9 protein-coding genes are annotated in these 13,802 nt (G+C 54.7%); 1 reads left to right on the top strand and 8 read right to left on the bottom strand.

Features of this window, described 5'->3' with window-relative positions; genetic code table 11:
• Positions 1-38: 38 nt before the first annotated feature.
• From SIB88_RS04435 to ccrA, 3 genes are all read right to left on the bottom strand, one after another.
• Complete coding sequence (locus SIB88_RS04435; RefSeq protein WP_412557448.1) at positions 39-2,138, bottom strand: methyl-accepting chemotaxis protein; 2,100 nt, start codon at positions 2,136-2,138, stop codon at positions 39-41.
• Between the two features lie 236 nt (positions 2,139-2,374).
• Entirely contained in the window at positions 2,375-4,042 is a 1,668-nt protein-coding gene (locus tag SIB88_RS04440) for an acyl-CoA dehydrogenase family protein (RefSeq protein ID WP_412557449.1), read from the bottom strand.
• 164 nt (positions 4,043-4,206) lie between these two features.
• Entirely contained in the window at positions 4,207-5,487 is a 1,281-nt protein-coding gene (gene ccrA, locus SIB88_RS04445) for a crotonyl-CoA carboxylase/reductase (RefSeq protein WP_101245871.1), read from the bottom strand.
• A 291-nt stretch (positions 5,488-5,778) separates the two neighbouring features.
• Between ccrA and SIB88_RS04450 the strand changes: the two genes are divergently transcribed.
• Complete coding sequence (locus tag SIB88_RS04450) at positions 5,779-7,839, top strand: methylmalonyl-CoA mutase family protein (RefSeq protein ID WP_412557450.1); 2,061 nt, start codon at positions 5,779-5,781, stop codon at positions 7,837-7,839.
• 7 nt (positions 7,840-7,846) lie between these two features.
• Here SIB88_RS04450 and SIB88_RS04455 read toward each other — a convergent pair whose 3' ends face one another.
• From SIB88_RS04455 to ispH, 5 genes are all read right to left on the bottom strand, one after another.
• Positions 7,847-8,515, bottom strand: a complete 669-nt coding sequence (locus SIB88_RS04455) for a DNA-3-methyladenine glycosylase I (RefSeq protein WP_412557451.1) — start codon at positions 8,513-8,515, stop codon at positions 7,847-7,849.
• Between the two features lie 73 nt (positions 8,516-8,588).
• Positions 8,589-10,937 carry a putative bifunctional diguanylate cyclase/phosphodiesterase gene (locus tag SIB88_RS04460; protein ID WP_228194586.1) on the bottom strand — a complete coding sequence of 783 codons (2,349 nt, stop codon included), beginning with the start codon at positions 10,935-10,937 and terminating at the stop codon, positions 8,589-8,591.
• 276 nt (positions 10,938-11,213) lie between these two features.
• Positions 11,214-11,666 (bottom strand): ribonuclease HI, encoded by a 453-nt coding sequence (gene rnhA, locus SIB88_RS04465; protein ID WP_101245401.1) that lies wholly within the window; start codon positions 11,664-11,666, stop codon positions 11,214-11,216.
• Between the two features lie 12 nt (positions 11,667-11,678).
• Entirely contained in the window at positions 11,679-12,647 is a 969-nt protein-coding gene (locus SIB88_RS04470) for a homoserine kinase (protein ID WP_412557452.1), read from the bottom strand.
• A 47-nt stretch (positions 12,648-12,694) separates the two neighbouring features.
• A complete protein-coding gene (gene ispH / locus SIB88_RS04475; protein WP_101245403.1) occupies positions 12,695-13,642 on the bottom strand; it encodes a 4-hydroxy-3-methylbut-2-enyl diphosphate reductase in 948 nt (315 codons plus the stop codon).
• Positions 13,643-13,802: the final 160 nt, after the last annotated feature.

Below are 13,802 nucleotides of genomic sequence, written 5' to 3' on the forward strand. Positions count from 1 at the left end.
GGTCGGGGGCTTTTTTATAGTTTGCTCGGTCCAAAGGGTCAGGCGCGGTACCCGATACGCAGGTTGCCCCACTGTTCGCCATTTACGATGATCGGGACGTCGCATTCCTTCATGAAGACCACACTGTCGCCCATGTCGCGGAAATAGGTCTGCAACAGGTGCGGTTTGGTGTTGCGCGCGGCCACCAGCCCGGCCCGGTCATCAAAGATCCGCCGATTGCGGCAATTGCCCATGTTCCAGGCGGCTTCGCCCGGGCGCTGCGGCTGGCTATAGATCTTGTTATGGGTCGGAAGATAGCCGTTAATATCCACACCGGCGGCAAACACGATATGCTTGTCCTTTTCAAGAATAGCTTCCTGAAGCGGGGTGAAATGCCGATCCGTGAACGGGATATAGGGCGTCATGAACTGTTTGGGATCACTGCCTTCGATCAGTTCATAGCGCGGATTGAACAGGTCTTCGTGCTTGATTTCATTATTGCGAAGGCCGTTCTCAAGCACCTTGGCCAGATCTTGTGACAGTTGTTTGCCAAGTTCGGCGATCTTGCTGTCATGATCGTGGGTTTTCTTGAGGTGATTGAGAATGACCTGGTTGGCCTTGTCGTCGATTTCGGTAAACTGAACATGGGTTCCAAGTGCCGAAACAGCCTTGATCACGCCATGCAGAACCGTGCCATCCACCATGGTGATCGTGACGTGCTTGTTGCGATCCTTGTCACTGGCATCAATGCGCGCAAGCAATCCGGCCAGTGACATATCGGCGGTAACGCCATTGCGGACGTCACCCTTTCCGAAATCGAATGAAAGATCGACCGCGATCGGGACGCGTTCTTCGTGACGCCGGTTTGCGCTTTCGGTACTGCGAAGCACCGTTCGGAACCGGCTTTCCATTTCATTGATGTCTTTGCGAATATTGGAAGCCAGAATGCGCAGGTTCTCGGCGGTTTCGCTGGCGTTTTGTGATTTCACGCTGGCCAGTTCGATATCACCGGAAATGCCCCGCATATGGGTTGATACTTCCTGTGCGCTTGTTGAAATTTCGGCGATTGCGGCGGTCTGCTGTTCGACCGATGCCGAAATGTCCGCTGAAAGCTGGCTGACTTCATCGATCGCGCCGCCGATTCCTTCGATTGCGGTGACGGCTTCTGATGTTGCCCCCTGAATGGCTGTGATCTGGGAATTGATATCAAGGATTGCCTTTTCGGTCTGTGTCGCAAGGTTTTTGACCTCGTTGGCGACCACAGCAAATCCTTTGCCGGCATCCCCGGCACGGGCGGCCTCGATCGTGGCGTTCAGTGCCAGCATTTTCGTCTGATCGGAAATGCGTTTGACGATGTCGACAACCTTGCCGATTTCACTGGCGGTTTCCGACAGGCTGTTCATCGTCTGGGATGTTTCCTGGGCGCGGATAACGGCCTGTCCGGCAATATCGTTTGTTTTGTGGATGCGATCAGCAATGCCATGACTTGACGCCTGCAATTCCTCGGTCGCGGATGCGACAGTGGCAACGTTGCTGCTGGCGACTTCCGTGGTGGCGGTAATGCGTTCGACCAGTTGCGACAATTCGCCGGCATCACTTTCCATGGTTTGCGCCACATCGTTGGTGCGCCCGGCCTGAAAGCCGACTTCGGAAATGATGTTGTCGGTTTCGCGTTCGATGATCTCGGACATCGACTGGATTTCGGACGATGCGCGATGCTGGGCGATCTGTTTTTGCTGATCAGCCATCAGACAGGCCATATCAGCCATCAAAACACACCGTGCCGCATCATTAAGGGCAGGCGACGGTCGAATGCCCTTGGTCCGCGACGCCAGCGTAACGCAATTTGCTGCCGACTTGTAATAAGCAAGCACGATGGCATCGGGTGTCAGATTGGCGGTGGCTTCTGCCAAAACGTGTTTGGCAAAACACTGATTGAAAGCATCAGCAGAACCGGCAGATGCCATTGCCCGAAACTGCTGGGCAAGACCCGAGACAAGCGTCTGCGGCGCATTCCTGTCGACGCTGCTTTGTCCTGATCCAAGCAGTTCGGTCACCAGGCCTTCTGCGATCTGATCAGCATGCTGATCGAACAGGTCCTTGGCTTCACCTGTTCGCGCATAGATTGTGGTTTCCGGCATTGCAGAGGCGTAATTCATTGAAACGTCTCTCCCCTTTTCCCTAAAAGGCAATTGGGCCTGTTTTGCACAGATTTTTAGGCTTCTGTGTTTGCTTAATTTCAGTCTATCACCACAGGTAAGTGGTAAATATATCATACTTTAGGTTGATATAGAAAAGCGGCCCGTCAAGGTTGACGGGCCAAGTTTGCCCTCGTTGATCACAGGGGCCACGGTTCACAATGAAAATAAGGTTCGGCTTTCAATCTGTTAGCCGGTTATCGCCCCAACAATCCGCGGGTCACAACTTGCGCCTGAATTTCGGCGGCACCTTCAAAAATATTGAGGATACGGGCATCGCAAAGCACGCGACTGATCTGATATTCCAGCGCATAGCCATTGCCGCCATGAATCTGAAGCGCGTTATCAGCATTTGACCAGGCAACCCGTGCCCCCAGAAGCTTCGCCATGCCCGCTTCAATGTCGCAGCGGATATCCTGATCTTTTTCAAGTGCCGAGAAATAGGTGAGCTGACGGGCAATCATGGTTTCAACAACCATCCATGCAACTTTGCCGTACACCCGCGGGAAGCTGAAAAGCGGTTTGGAAAACTGGACGCGATCCTTGGCGTAGCGCATGCCGATCTCAAGCGCGTTCTGGGCAACGCCGACTGCACGTGCAGCTGTTTGAATGCGGGCCGACTCAAAGGTTGCCATAAGTTGCTTGAAGCCCTGGCCTTCTTCACCGCCCAGAAGGTTGGCGGTCGGGACTTCAAACCCGTCAAAGGACAGCTCGTATTCCTTCATGCCGCGATAGCCAAGAACCTCGATCTCACCGCCAGACATGCCGTTGGCTGGGAACGGGTCGTCATCGGTGCCGCGCGGCTTTTCGGCCAGAAGCATCGACAACCCGCGATAACCGGCCTCATCAGGGTTGGTGCGCGTCAAAAGCGTCATCAGATCGGACCGTGCCGCATGGGTGATCCATGTCTTGTTCCCGGTCACCTTATAGGTGTCGCCATCCTTGATCGCGCGGGTACGCAGATGGGCAAGGTCGGAGCCGTTATTGGGTTCGGTAAAGACTGCCGTTGGCAGGATTTCACCCGATGCCAGTTTGGGCAGGTAATGTTCCTTTTGCGCATCCGTGCCGCCAAGGCGGATCAGTTCCGCAGCGATTTCGGAACGGGTACCAAGCGATCCCACCCCGATATAGCCGCGCGACAGTTCTTCGGTCACGACACACATCGCGGTTTTGCCCATGCCAAGTCCGCCGAATTCTTCGGGGATGGTCAGGCCGAAAACGCCGAGTTCCGACATTTCAGTCACGATTTCAATCGGGATCAGCTCGTCGCGTTCATGCCAGCCATGGGCATGGGGTGTTACTTTTTCTTCGACAAACCGCCGGAACTGGTCGCGGACAAGATCCAGTGTTTCGTCTTCCAGTCCGGTTTCGCCAAAGCGACCGGTATCAAGACTGTCTTCGATTTCAGCGGCAATGGCGCGGCGCGCAGCATCAGAATTACCATGGGCTGACAGAACAGAAACCGCACGACTTGAACAGAAGGTCTGAATATCGGTTTCGGAAACACCCAGTGTGGTCAGACGAATGATTTCGCCCTGCGACATCGGAATGCCGCCCTTGATCTGGGCAAGATATTCGCCAAAGGCGACTTGCAGGATAAGGGTTTCAAGATGCCCGCGTTTGCCCTGTGTGACCAGCCTGTCCGACCATGCCTTCATCTGTTGAAGGGCGGTGACATAGGTCGTGAACCAGGCAAAGCCATGGGCGGCAAACTGATGTTCGTCAAAGGCATTGGCATCAATACGACCATCAATGGTGACCCGGGCGCGAATGGCATTTTCGGTGGCATCATAAAGCGATGCCAGTGCAGCCAGTGCATCGTCGCAAAGCTGGTCAAGATCAGGAAGCAGGGCGGTATCAGTCATTGGCTTGGTCCTTTGCCCGGCAATCGTGTGGGGCGATTGCACTGGTCGAAAACGGATATCTTGGTCGAAAAGGGTGGTGGCACCCCGCACGCGGATCGGGCGAGAACGCGCTTGGGGTGCCAGCAATCAGTCAAAGGCCGGGACGGCTGCGCCCCGATGTGGGATTAACCTTCGACTGCTTCTTCAAGGGTGCGCATGCCCGGCCGCTTGGCCTGAACCAGAACCGCCATGTTCCCCGGTTTATGTTCGTTGCGCATCATTTTCATATGTGCGCGCGGAATGTCTTCCCAACTGAAAACTTCGGACATGCTGGGATCAAGGCGGCGCTCGATCACCAGTTTGTTGGCCTGTGCCGCCTGTTTCAGGTTGGCGAAGTGGCTGCCCTGAATGCGTTTCTGGCGCATCCAGACAAAGCGCGCATCAAAGGTCAGGTTAAACCCGGTTGTCCCGGCACAGAACACGACCATGCCGCCACGTTTCACCACGTTGCACGATACCGGGAAAGTTTGTTCGCCCGGATGTTCAAAGACGATATCAACGTCATTGCCCTTGCCGGTGATTTCCCAGATCGCTTTGCCGAATTTGCGGACTTCTTTCATATAGTCGCCAAATTCCGGACCATTGACCGTGGGAAGCTGGCCCCAGCAATTGAAATCCTTGCGGTTGATGACGGCCTTGGCCCCAAGTCCAAGGACAAAGTCGCGTTTTGATTCGTCTGAAATCACCCCGATCGCATTGGCCCCGGCGGTGGTGATCAACTGGATCGCCATGGAACCAAGTCCCCCGGACGCCCCCCAGACCAGAACATTATGCCCCGGACGCAGGATATGCGGGCGATGCCCGAACAGCATGCGGTATGCGGTGGCAAGGGTCAGCGTGTAGCACGCACTTTCTTCCCAGGTCAGATGTTTGGGGCGCGGCATCAATTGCTGTGCCTGGACACAGGTGAACTGGGCGAATGACCCATCCGGGGTTTCATAGCCCCAGATGCGCTGGGTCGGGGACAGCATCGGGTCGCCGCCGTTACATTCTTCGTCGTCGCCATCATCCTGATTGCAATGAATGACGACTTCATCGCCGACCTTCCAGCGGGTAACTTTTGACCCGACTGCCCAAACAATGCCCGAGGCATCAGACCCGGCAATATGGAACGGGCAGTCATGGGAATTGAAAACCGAGATCGGTTTGCCAAGAGACGCCCAGATACCGTTGTAATTGACGCCCGCCGCCATCACGAGAACCAGGACCTCGTGGCTGTCTGGCTGGGTGACGGGCAGAACTTCACATTGCATGGCGGTATCGGGTTCGCCGTGGCGTTCTTCGCGAATCGCCCATGCATACATATTTTTGGGCACATGACCCAGCGGCGGGATTTCGCCGATTTCATAAAGATCTTTTTCTTCCTGACCGCCACGGAAAGGCAGCACTTCAGCAGTGGTGTTCATGGCCTTCACTCCTTCTTCAGGGTCGATCCGGATGGCAGGGTAATAAAATTACCTATGCTGCGTTGCGGTCGACGAAACCTCCAAGCCACAGAATTTGTTTTATTTTCCCTGGGCGTTTCCCGGATTTCTGCGGTTTGCATGCAGAATGAACCGAGGCGATATTTGTTTTCGCTTTTATCGCGTTGCACAAATTGTTATATAATTACCCAAGTGATGTCTAGTAGATAATTTAATAACGTTCAGACGTAATTATCGAAAAGTCAAAAGGTAATAAAAATACAAGAGGTCGTGATGTCGATGGAAAATAAGCGCAGCGCAGCAAAGCAGGATCGTGATCGGCCCTGGCTGATCCGGACATATGCGGGGCATAGCTCGGCCTCGGCTTCCAATGCCCTGTATCGTCAAAACCTGGCCAAGGGGCAGACGGGGCTTTCCGTCGCATTCGATTTGCCGACCCAGACCGGATACGATTCGGACCATATTCTCGCACGTGGTGAAGTGGGCAAGGTCGGGGTGCCGGTCGCCCACCTTGGGGACATGATGACGCTGTTTGACGGCATCCCGCTTGATCAGATGAATACATCGATGACGATCAACGCCCCGGCGGCCTGGCTTTTGTCACTTTATATTGCAGTTGCCGAAAAGCAGGGAACAGCGCGCGACAGCCTTCAGGGCACGACCCAGAACGACATCATCAAGGAATATCTGTCACGCGGGACATATATCTTCCCGCCCGCACCCAGCCTGAAACTGATTACCGACGTTGCGGCATTTACCTATCGCGAGGTGCCTAAATGGAATCCGATGAATGTGTGTTCGTACCATCTGCAAGAAGCCGGGGCGACGGCGGAACAGGAATTGGCCTATGCACTGGCAACGGCGATTGCGGTACTTGATGCGGTTCGCGATTCGGGTCAGGTCCCCGAAGAAGACTTTGCCAAGGTTGTCGGGCGGATTTCATTTTTTGTGAATGCCGGTATTCGCTTTGTGACCGAGATTTGCAAGATGCGGGCATTCTGCGAACTTTGGGACGAAATCACCCGGGATCGCTATGGCATTGAAGATGCAAAATATCGCCGGTTTCGGTATGGGGTGCAGGTCAATTCGCTTGGCCTGACCGAACAGCAACCGGAAAACAACGTCTATCGCATCCTGATCGAAATGCTGGCCGTGGTGCTTTCCAAGAATGCGCGTGCGCGTGCGGTTCAATTGCCCGCCTGGAACGAGGCGCTTGGGCTCCCGCGCCCGTGGGATCAGCAATGGTCACTGCGCCTGCAACAGATCATGGCCTATGAAACCGATCTTCTGGAATATGAGGACCTGTTTGACGGCAACCCGGCGATTGAGCGCAAGGTCGGTACCCTTAAGGAAGGGGCACGCGTGGAACTGGCAAAGATCGATGCCATGGGGGGCGCGATTGCAGCTGTTGATCGCGGGTACATGAAACAGGAACTGGTGCGCTCCAACGCCCGCCGTCTGGCCGATATCGAAAGCGGACTGACCAAAGTGATCGGTGTGAATGCCTTTACCGAAACCGAACCATCGCCGCTGACATCGGGTGAAAAATCGATCCTGACGGTCGATGACATGGCCGAGCAGGAGCAGATCGAAAAACTCAAAGCTTGGCGCTCTGACCGTGATCAGGCGACGGTCACCAAGAATCTTGAGGCCCTTAAATCCGCCGCCAGCGAAGGGCGCAACATCATGGAAAGTTCAATTGCCTGTGCCCATGCCGGTGTCACGACCGGGGAATGGTCGGAAACGCTTCGCGACGTATTTGGCGAATATCGTGCACCGACCGGTATTACGTCGATGATTGTCACGGGCGATGCACAGGACATCCGGACCCTTCGTGACCGGGTTGATGAAGTGTCTGACAAGCTTGGCGAACGCATGAAAATGCTGGTGGGGAAACCGGGGCTGGATGGTCATTCCAACGGTGCGGAACAGATCGCGGTCAAGGCCGGAGACGCCGGTATCGAAGTTCTTTACGAGGGCATTCGCTGGACACCCGATGCACTGGTTCGCAATGCAATTGACGAAGGAGCCCATGTAATCGGGCTTTCGATCCTGTCGGGGTCGCATGTGCCATTGGTGCGCGAAGTGGTCAATGGCTTGCGCGCAGAAGGGGCCGGTCACATCCCCGTCGTGGTCGGCGGGATCATCCCCGAGGCCGATATGCTGGTTTTGCGGCAAATGGGGGTGGCAGCCGTCTACACGCCCAAGGATTATCAACTGGTCCGGGTGATTTCCGAGATTGTCGATCTTGTTGATCGCAAGTCGTCGGACCGCCCATCGTCAACGGGCACGCACCCAAACGATGATGCCGGGCGTAGCGCAACGGTGTATTAGGCGGCCTTTATCCCGCTGAAAATGCCAGAATCTGGCTGATCTGGGTTAAGGGTCGGCCGGATTCCTTGTGCCAGTGGTCAAGGGCGGCCTGGACCGATGCGAAATCCTTGTTCGATGACGGCATCTTGGTAACCACGCCTTCGGTCTTTAGTGCCTTGATGACGTCGTTGGAGAAAATTGGCGTGTCCATGCCAATACGGCGCAGGGCAACTTGCCCGGTTTTGCCGCCAAGCCGTGATCCGCCTTTGTGGACAAGGCGCAAATTGTCGCAATAATCGGGAAGTTTCCAACTGGCAAAGAATGCGCCGACTGATCCATGGTTGTCGGCAAGGTCGCGCAGGAAGCGGGCATTTTCCCCAATTGATTTGATCTTTGGCCCATGGGCGACAATCCCGTCGACCTTAAGCAGGCGTTCGACATCTTCGTCATGCATCATCGACAGTCGGCCGATATCAAAACCGTCAAAGACTTCTTCAAACCGTGGCCATTTGTTTTCAATCACTTTCCAGCTGAAACCGGCCTGAAAAACCGATTTGCTGAATTCTGACAGCCAGCGATCATTGGCAATCGCGGCGATTTCATTGCGTGGTCTGGGGGTGACGAGGGCCGCGGAAAGGGCGGTTTGGCTTCCTTTGCGGGCGATGGCGGCTTGTTCTATTTCGGGAAACGGGCGCATGGAGTGTCTTGTCCCTTGAACGAAAAAACAGCCAAAGCAATGCCAAGGCTGTTTTCAAGAATATCGGGTGTGATCAGGACTTTGCAGCAACCCGTTCGGGCACGCGACTGTGGCGGTCACTGACCCAGCTTTCGAATGTGGTGGCCGGAAGCGGTTTGGAGAACAGGAAGCCCTGAATGAAATCACAGCCCTTTTCACGCAGATATTCAAGCTGTTCGACTTCTTCCACGCCTTCGGCAACCACTTCAAGATTAAGGCTGTGGCCAAGACCGATCACCGCATCGACAATTGCCTTGTCATCGAGATCGACATGGATGTCATTCACAAACGACCGGTCGATCTTGATCGAGCCAACCGGGAAGCGTTTCAGATAGTTCAGGGACGAATAACCGGTACCAAAGTCATCAATCGCGATCATCACGCCAAGCGCTTTAAGCTCCTTCAGCGTTGAAACCGCCTTTTCCGGGTTGTTCATCAGGATCGATTCAGTGATCTCAAGTTCAAGCGTACCTTCCGGAAGGGCGGTGTCCTTGACGATTTTGGTAACACTTTCGACCAGTTCGGCATCTTGGAACTGCGCAGGTGACAGGTTCACCGCAATCCGCATCCCGGGCAGTGACGAATCACGCCATGCCTGCGTCTGTTTGCAGGCCTTTTCAAGAACCCAGGCACCAAGCCGGTTGATCAGGCCGCATTCCTCGGCCACCGAGATGAATTCGCCCGGCAGGATCAGGCCGCGTTCCGGGTGATGCCAGCGCACAAGTGCCTCGGCGCCAACGACCTTTTCGGTCCGGCAATCAATTTTGGGCTGATAATAAAGTTCGAGCTGATCCTGTTCGAGCGCGTTACGCAGATCTTCCTCGATAGTTTTGCGTTCCTTGACCCGTTCATGCATCGACGGCAGGAAGAAGCGATAATTGTTGCGCCCTTCAGCCTTGGCCGCATACATCGCCATATCGGCGTTCTTGACCAGCTGTTCGGGGTTCTCGCCGTCTTCCGGGAACAGGGTAATACCGACACTGGCCGTTGAATGCAGGCGAATGCCCCGGCAATCAAACGGCTGGGACAGCTCGTCAATGATGCGCTGGGCAAGGGCGATGGTGTCTTCGATATTCTGGACATCGGTCTGAATGATCGCGAACTCGTCCCCGCCAAGGCGTGCGGCGGTATCTGAATCGCGGATGATCCGCGACAGACGCTGACCCATTTCCTGAATCATCAGGTCACCAACATCATGGCCAAAGTGGTCATTGATGTCCTTGAACCGGTCAAGGTCAACAAACAGAACCGTGACACCGCGCTGGAACCGGCGGGCCGACAGCAATGCCTGACGCAGGCGGTCAAGGAACAGGGTCCGGTTCGGAAGGCTGGTCAGCACATCATGAACGGCCAGATGGCGCATGCGTGCTTCGGTCTGTTTGCGTTCGGTAATGTCGGTATAGGTCGCAACATAGCCGCCGCCGGGCATCGGGTTGTGATCAACCTGAATAACGCGACCATTGGGGCGGGTGCGTTCCATGCGATAGGGTTCACGACGTCGTGCAATGGCAACACGATCGGAAATCAGGGCCTGAATGCTGACATCGCCATATTCGCCGCGTTCGCCGTTATAGCGCAGGATATCGGAAAGCGGTGTGCCTTCCTTGACCAGATCACGCGGCAGATTAAGCAACTCGATATAGCGTTCGTTCCAGACCATAAGATTAAGGTCCTGATCAAACAGGCAGATACCCTGACCGATATTGTGAAGGGTCGCTTCGAGAAGGGCCTGTTTGCGCTGGGCTTCTTCCTGTGCCTGACCTTGCAGGGCGACCATTTCGTTATATTCGCGGATCAGAAGGCCAAGTTCGTCCGAACTGTTCCATTCCACCGGACGGCGCAAGCGGCCATGCTTGGTCATGCGAATGGAATGCAAAAGACGGTTCAGCGGTTCCTTGATCGACCGTTTGTTTGCGATCAGCAGGCTGGCGGCAACCACCGCGATCAGCAATCCAAACAGGATCATGTCAATGGCAATGCGGCGGAACAGAAGGTCCTGAACGCGGGCATCGGTAAAGTAAATGACCAGTTCGCCGACATCGTGGCGCACATTGTTACGTTCGAAATAGACACGGCGTGACAGGCGCAATGTATCGGCCAGTTCCGATTGCGAAACGCCGGTATGGGCAAATTCGGTGCCGTCCGCACCAAGAGCCTGCACCGCGACGATATCACGGTCACGCGCCATCGCATTCAAAGCAGATTCGATATTGTCGACATCAAGATACCAGAACGGGGTTGCCAGAACGCGGGCATTGATGTCTGCGGTCTGTTCGACCTTGCCATTCAGATCATCGCGCAGAACTTTGTAACTGACATAGCCAAACACAATAAACAGGGCGAGCGAGAACAGGGAAACCAGCGGCAATGCTATGAATAGCAACCGACTGCTCAAAGACTTCCGTTGTAAAAAGCCGTATGATCCGCGCGACAAGCGTTCTCTCCTGGACACCCAACTTTTGGCTAGTCAGATATACTTTACTCGACGTTCTTATAGGAGCCAACACTCCGATGATTGAGTCGACTCAACCCGGAAGTTGGTCGAAACGCAAGTTTGATTTTATTTTCCTGATAAATAAATAGTTGCAACAACCTGCATCGTCTATTTTGGGGCGAAGTGCTGAAGCTTCAAGCGTTTGTCGGCACAAGACCGAAAATATCACGATTTTGGAACCGCCATCCGGGCCAGTTCGTCGCATCGTTCGTTCTCGGGATGGCCGGCGTGACCCTTGACCCAGTGCCATTCAACCTTGTGCGGTTTCAGGGCATCAAGCAGGCGTTGCCACAGCTCGACATTCTTGACGGGTTTCTTGTCCGCCGTCTTCCAGCCGCGCTTCTGCCAGCCGAAAATCCATTTGGTAATGCCGTCTCGGACATAGCTGCTGTCGGTATAAATATCGACCACGCAGGGGCGTTTAAGCGCCTCAAGCGCGCTGATTGCGGCCATCATTTCCATGCGGTTATTGGTGGTTTCGGGATCACCCCCCGAAAGTTCCTTTTCCACGCCCTTGAACCGAAGGATCGCCCCCCAGCCACCCGGGCCCGGATTGCCGCTGCATGCGCCGTCGGTGTAAATCTCGACGTGGTTGTCACCGCCATTTTGTGAATTCATCTCGTGGTATCCTTAGTCAAGTCCATAGGCGGCTGCATTGTCCACCCGTTGATGGAAACGCAGTTTATTGATGTATTCACGGGGATTTTTGGGCGTAACCAGGGCGTCTTTGGGGGTGTTGACCCAGTCATAAAGACGGGTCAGCAAAAAGCGCAGGCTTGCACCACGGGCCAGAACCGGCAAAGCGGCAATTTCCGCATCACCAAGCGACCGTACCTTGCCATATTGCGACAAAAGGTTCTTGGCCTTGGTGACGTTAAAGCTGTTATCAGGTTCGAAGCACCAGGCATTCATGCAGATCGCAATGTCGTAGCAAAGCAGATCATTGCACGCGAAATAGAAATCAATCAGCCCCGATACGTCTTCCTTACCCGGGAAGAAGAAAACATTGTCCGGGAACAGATCGGCATGAATGACCCCCTTGGGCAGGTCATGGGGCCAGTTTGCTTCGAGATAGTCGATCTCGTCACCGATCATTTTGCCAAGACCGGGTTCGACATCATCGGCATGTTCCCGGCAACTGTCGACCAGTCCGCGCCATCCCTTGACGCTCAGCGCGTTGGGAAGATGCATTTCAAAATCCAGACCGGCGTTATGCAGCTTGGCCAATGCGGTGCCAAGACCCGCACAATGATGGGGAAGGATGCGCCGTGGCGACATGCCTTGTAAGAAGGATGTGATTGCTGCGGGCCGGCCGCACAGGCGACGAAGCGCAACACCGTCAGTGCCATGGATCGGGGTCGGACAGTTCAGCCCCTTGGCCGACAGATGATCCATCAGGCCCAGATAAAACGGCAGGTCGTCCGGATTAACGCGCTTCTCATACAGGGTCAGGATGAATGGCGCCTCGGTCGTCTGAAGCAGGAAGTTGGTGTTTTCGACACCTTCTGCGATGCCTTTGAACGAGACAACATCACCGATGTCATATTCGGCGACAAAACGGGCGATGTCTTCGTCTGAAACGTCGGTATAGACGGCCATTGGATTTAACGTGGTCCTGAACTTGAAAAGTAAGCAGCTATAATATCTTAGCTGGCAAGCTGACGTGGCAATTTGAATGTCACGTTCTCGTCGGTCAAGGTAATGGTTTCGACCGTGACGTCATAACGTTCACGGCAGGCATCAATAACTTCCTCGACCAGAATTTCCGGGGCAGAGGCACCGGCCGTAATGCCAAGGGTGCTGATACCGTCAAGCTTGTTCCAGTCAATGTCATGCGCCCGTTCGACCAGAACCGAACGCGTGCATCCTTCGCGCTTGGCGACTTCAACCAGCCGGTTGGAGTTTGACGAATTCGGTGCGCCGAGAACCAGGATCGCATCGGCCTTTTCGGCAATCAGTTTGACAGCATGCTGACGGTTGGTCGTCGCATAGCAGATGTCTTCCTTTTTCGGGACCGAAATCGCCGGGAAGCGGCGCTGAAGAATCTCGATGATCTTGGCCGTGTCATCAAGTGACAAGGTCGTCTGGGTCACGAAAGCAAGGTTCTCGGGATTTTCGACTTCAAGATTTTCGGCATCTTCTTCGGTTTCGATCAAGGTCATGCTGCCGACCGGAAGCTGGCCCATCGTACCGATGACTTCCGGGTGCCCGGCATGGCCGATCAAAAGAATATGTTTGCCATCGGCAAAATGACGTTCCGCACCGCGATGGACCTTTGATACCAGCGGGCAGGTCGCATCAAGATATTCAAGCTTGCGGGTTTCGGCGGCCTCGGGGACGGATTTCGGGACCCCGTGGGCCGAAAAGATGACCGGCACACCATCGGGAACCGCATCCAGTTCATCAACAAAAACAGCGCCCATATCACGAAGGCGATCGACGACAAATTTGTTATGGACGATTTCGTGACGGACATAAACCGGCGCACCATATTTTTCGAGCGCCTTTTCCACGATCTCAATCGCACGATCTACCCCGGCGCAGAAGCCGCGCGGGTTGGCAAGAACGATCCGAAGACTGGCTTTGTCAGGCATGATACGGGTCCGGTTTCCAAATTGTGCCGGGACAAGCCCGCTACACTTATTCAAACGTTCTCGTTACATAACCTGCCTGACCTTGTGGCGCAATGACTGAGCACCGATCGCCCCGGGAACAATTGCACCCGATTTTGTGTTTTCATTTCGTGGCAATCGT

This window comes from Thalassospira sp. MIT121401, assembly GCF_047125595.1.
In the GTDB taxonomy this organism is placed as follows: domain Bacteria; phylum Pseudomonadota; class Alphaproteobacteria; order Rhodospirillales; family Thalassospiraceae; genus Thalassospira; species Thalassospira povalilytica.

What these genes read in the sequence shown, in the direction of transcription:
- rnhA (WP_101245401.1), bottom strand. Translation starts at nt 11,666, where the DNA reads ATGAATTCACAAAATGGCGGTGACAACCACGTCGAGATTTACACCGAC.
- SIB88_RS04435 (WP_412557448.1), bottom strand. Translation starts at nt 2,138, where the DNA reads ATGAATTACGCCTCTGCAATGCCGGAAACCACAATCTATGCGCGAACA.
- ccrA (WP_101245871.1), bottom strand. Translation starts at nt 5,487, where the DNA reads ATGAACACCACTGCTGAAGTGCTGCCTTTCCGTGGCGGTCAGGAAGAA.
- SIB88_RS04470 (WP_412557452.1), bottom strand. Translation starts at nt 12,647, where the DNA reads ATGGCCGTCTATACCGACGTTTCAGACGAAGACATCGCCCGTTTTGTC.
- SIB88_RS04455 (WP_412557451.1), bottom strand. Translation starts at nt 8,515, where the DNA reads ATGCGCCCGTTTCCCGAAATAGAACAAGCCGCCATCGCCCGCAAAGGA.
- SIB88_RS04440 (WP_412557449.1), bottom strand. Translation starts at nt 4,042, where the DNA reads ATGACTGATACCGCCCTGCTTCCTGATCTTGACCAGCTTTGCGACGAT.
- SIB88_RS04450 (WP_412557450.1), top strand. Translation starts at nt 5,779, where the DNA reads ATGTCGATGGAAAATAAGCGCAGCGCAGCAAAGCAGGATCGTGATCGG.
- ispH (WP_101245403.1), bottom strand. Translation starts at nt 13,642, where the DNA reads ATGCCTGACAAAGCCAGTCTTCGGATCGTTCTTGCCAACCCGCGCGGC.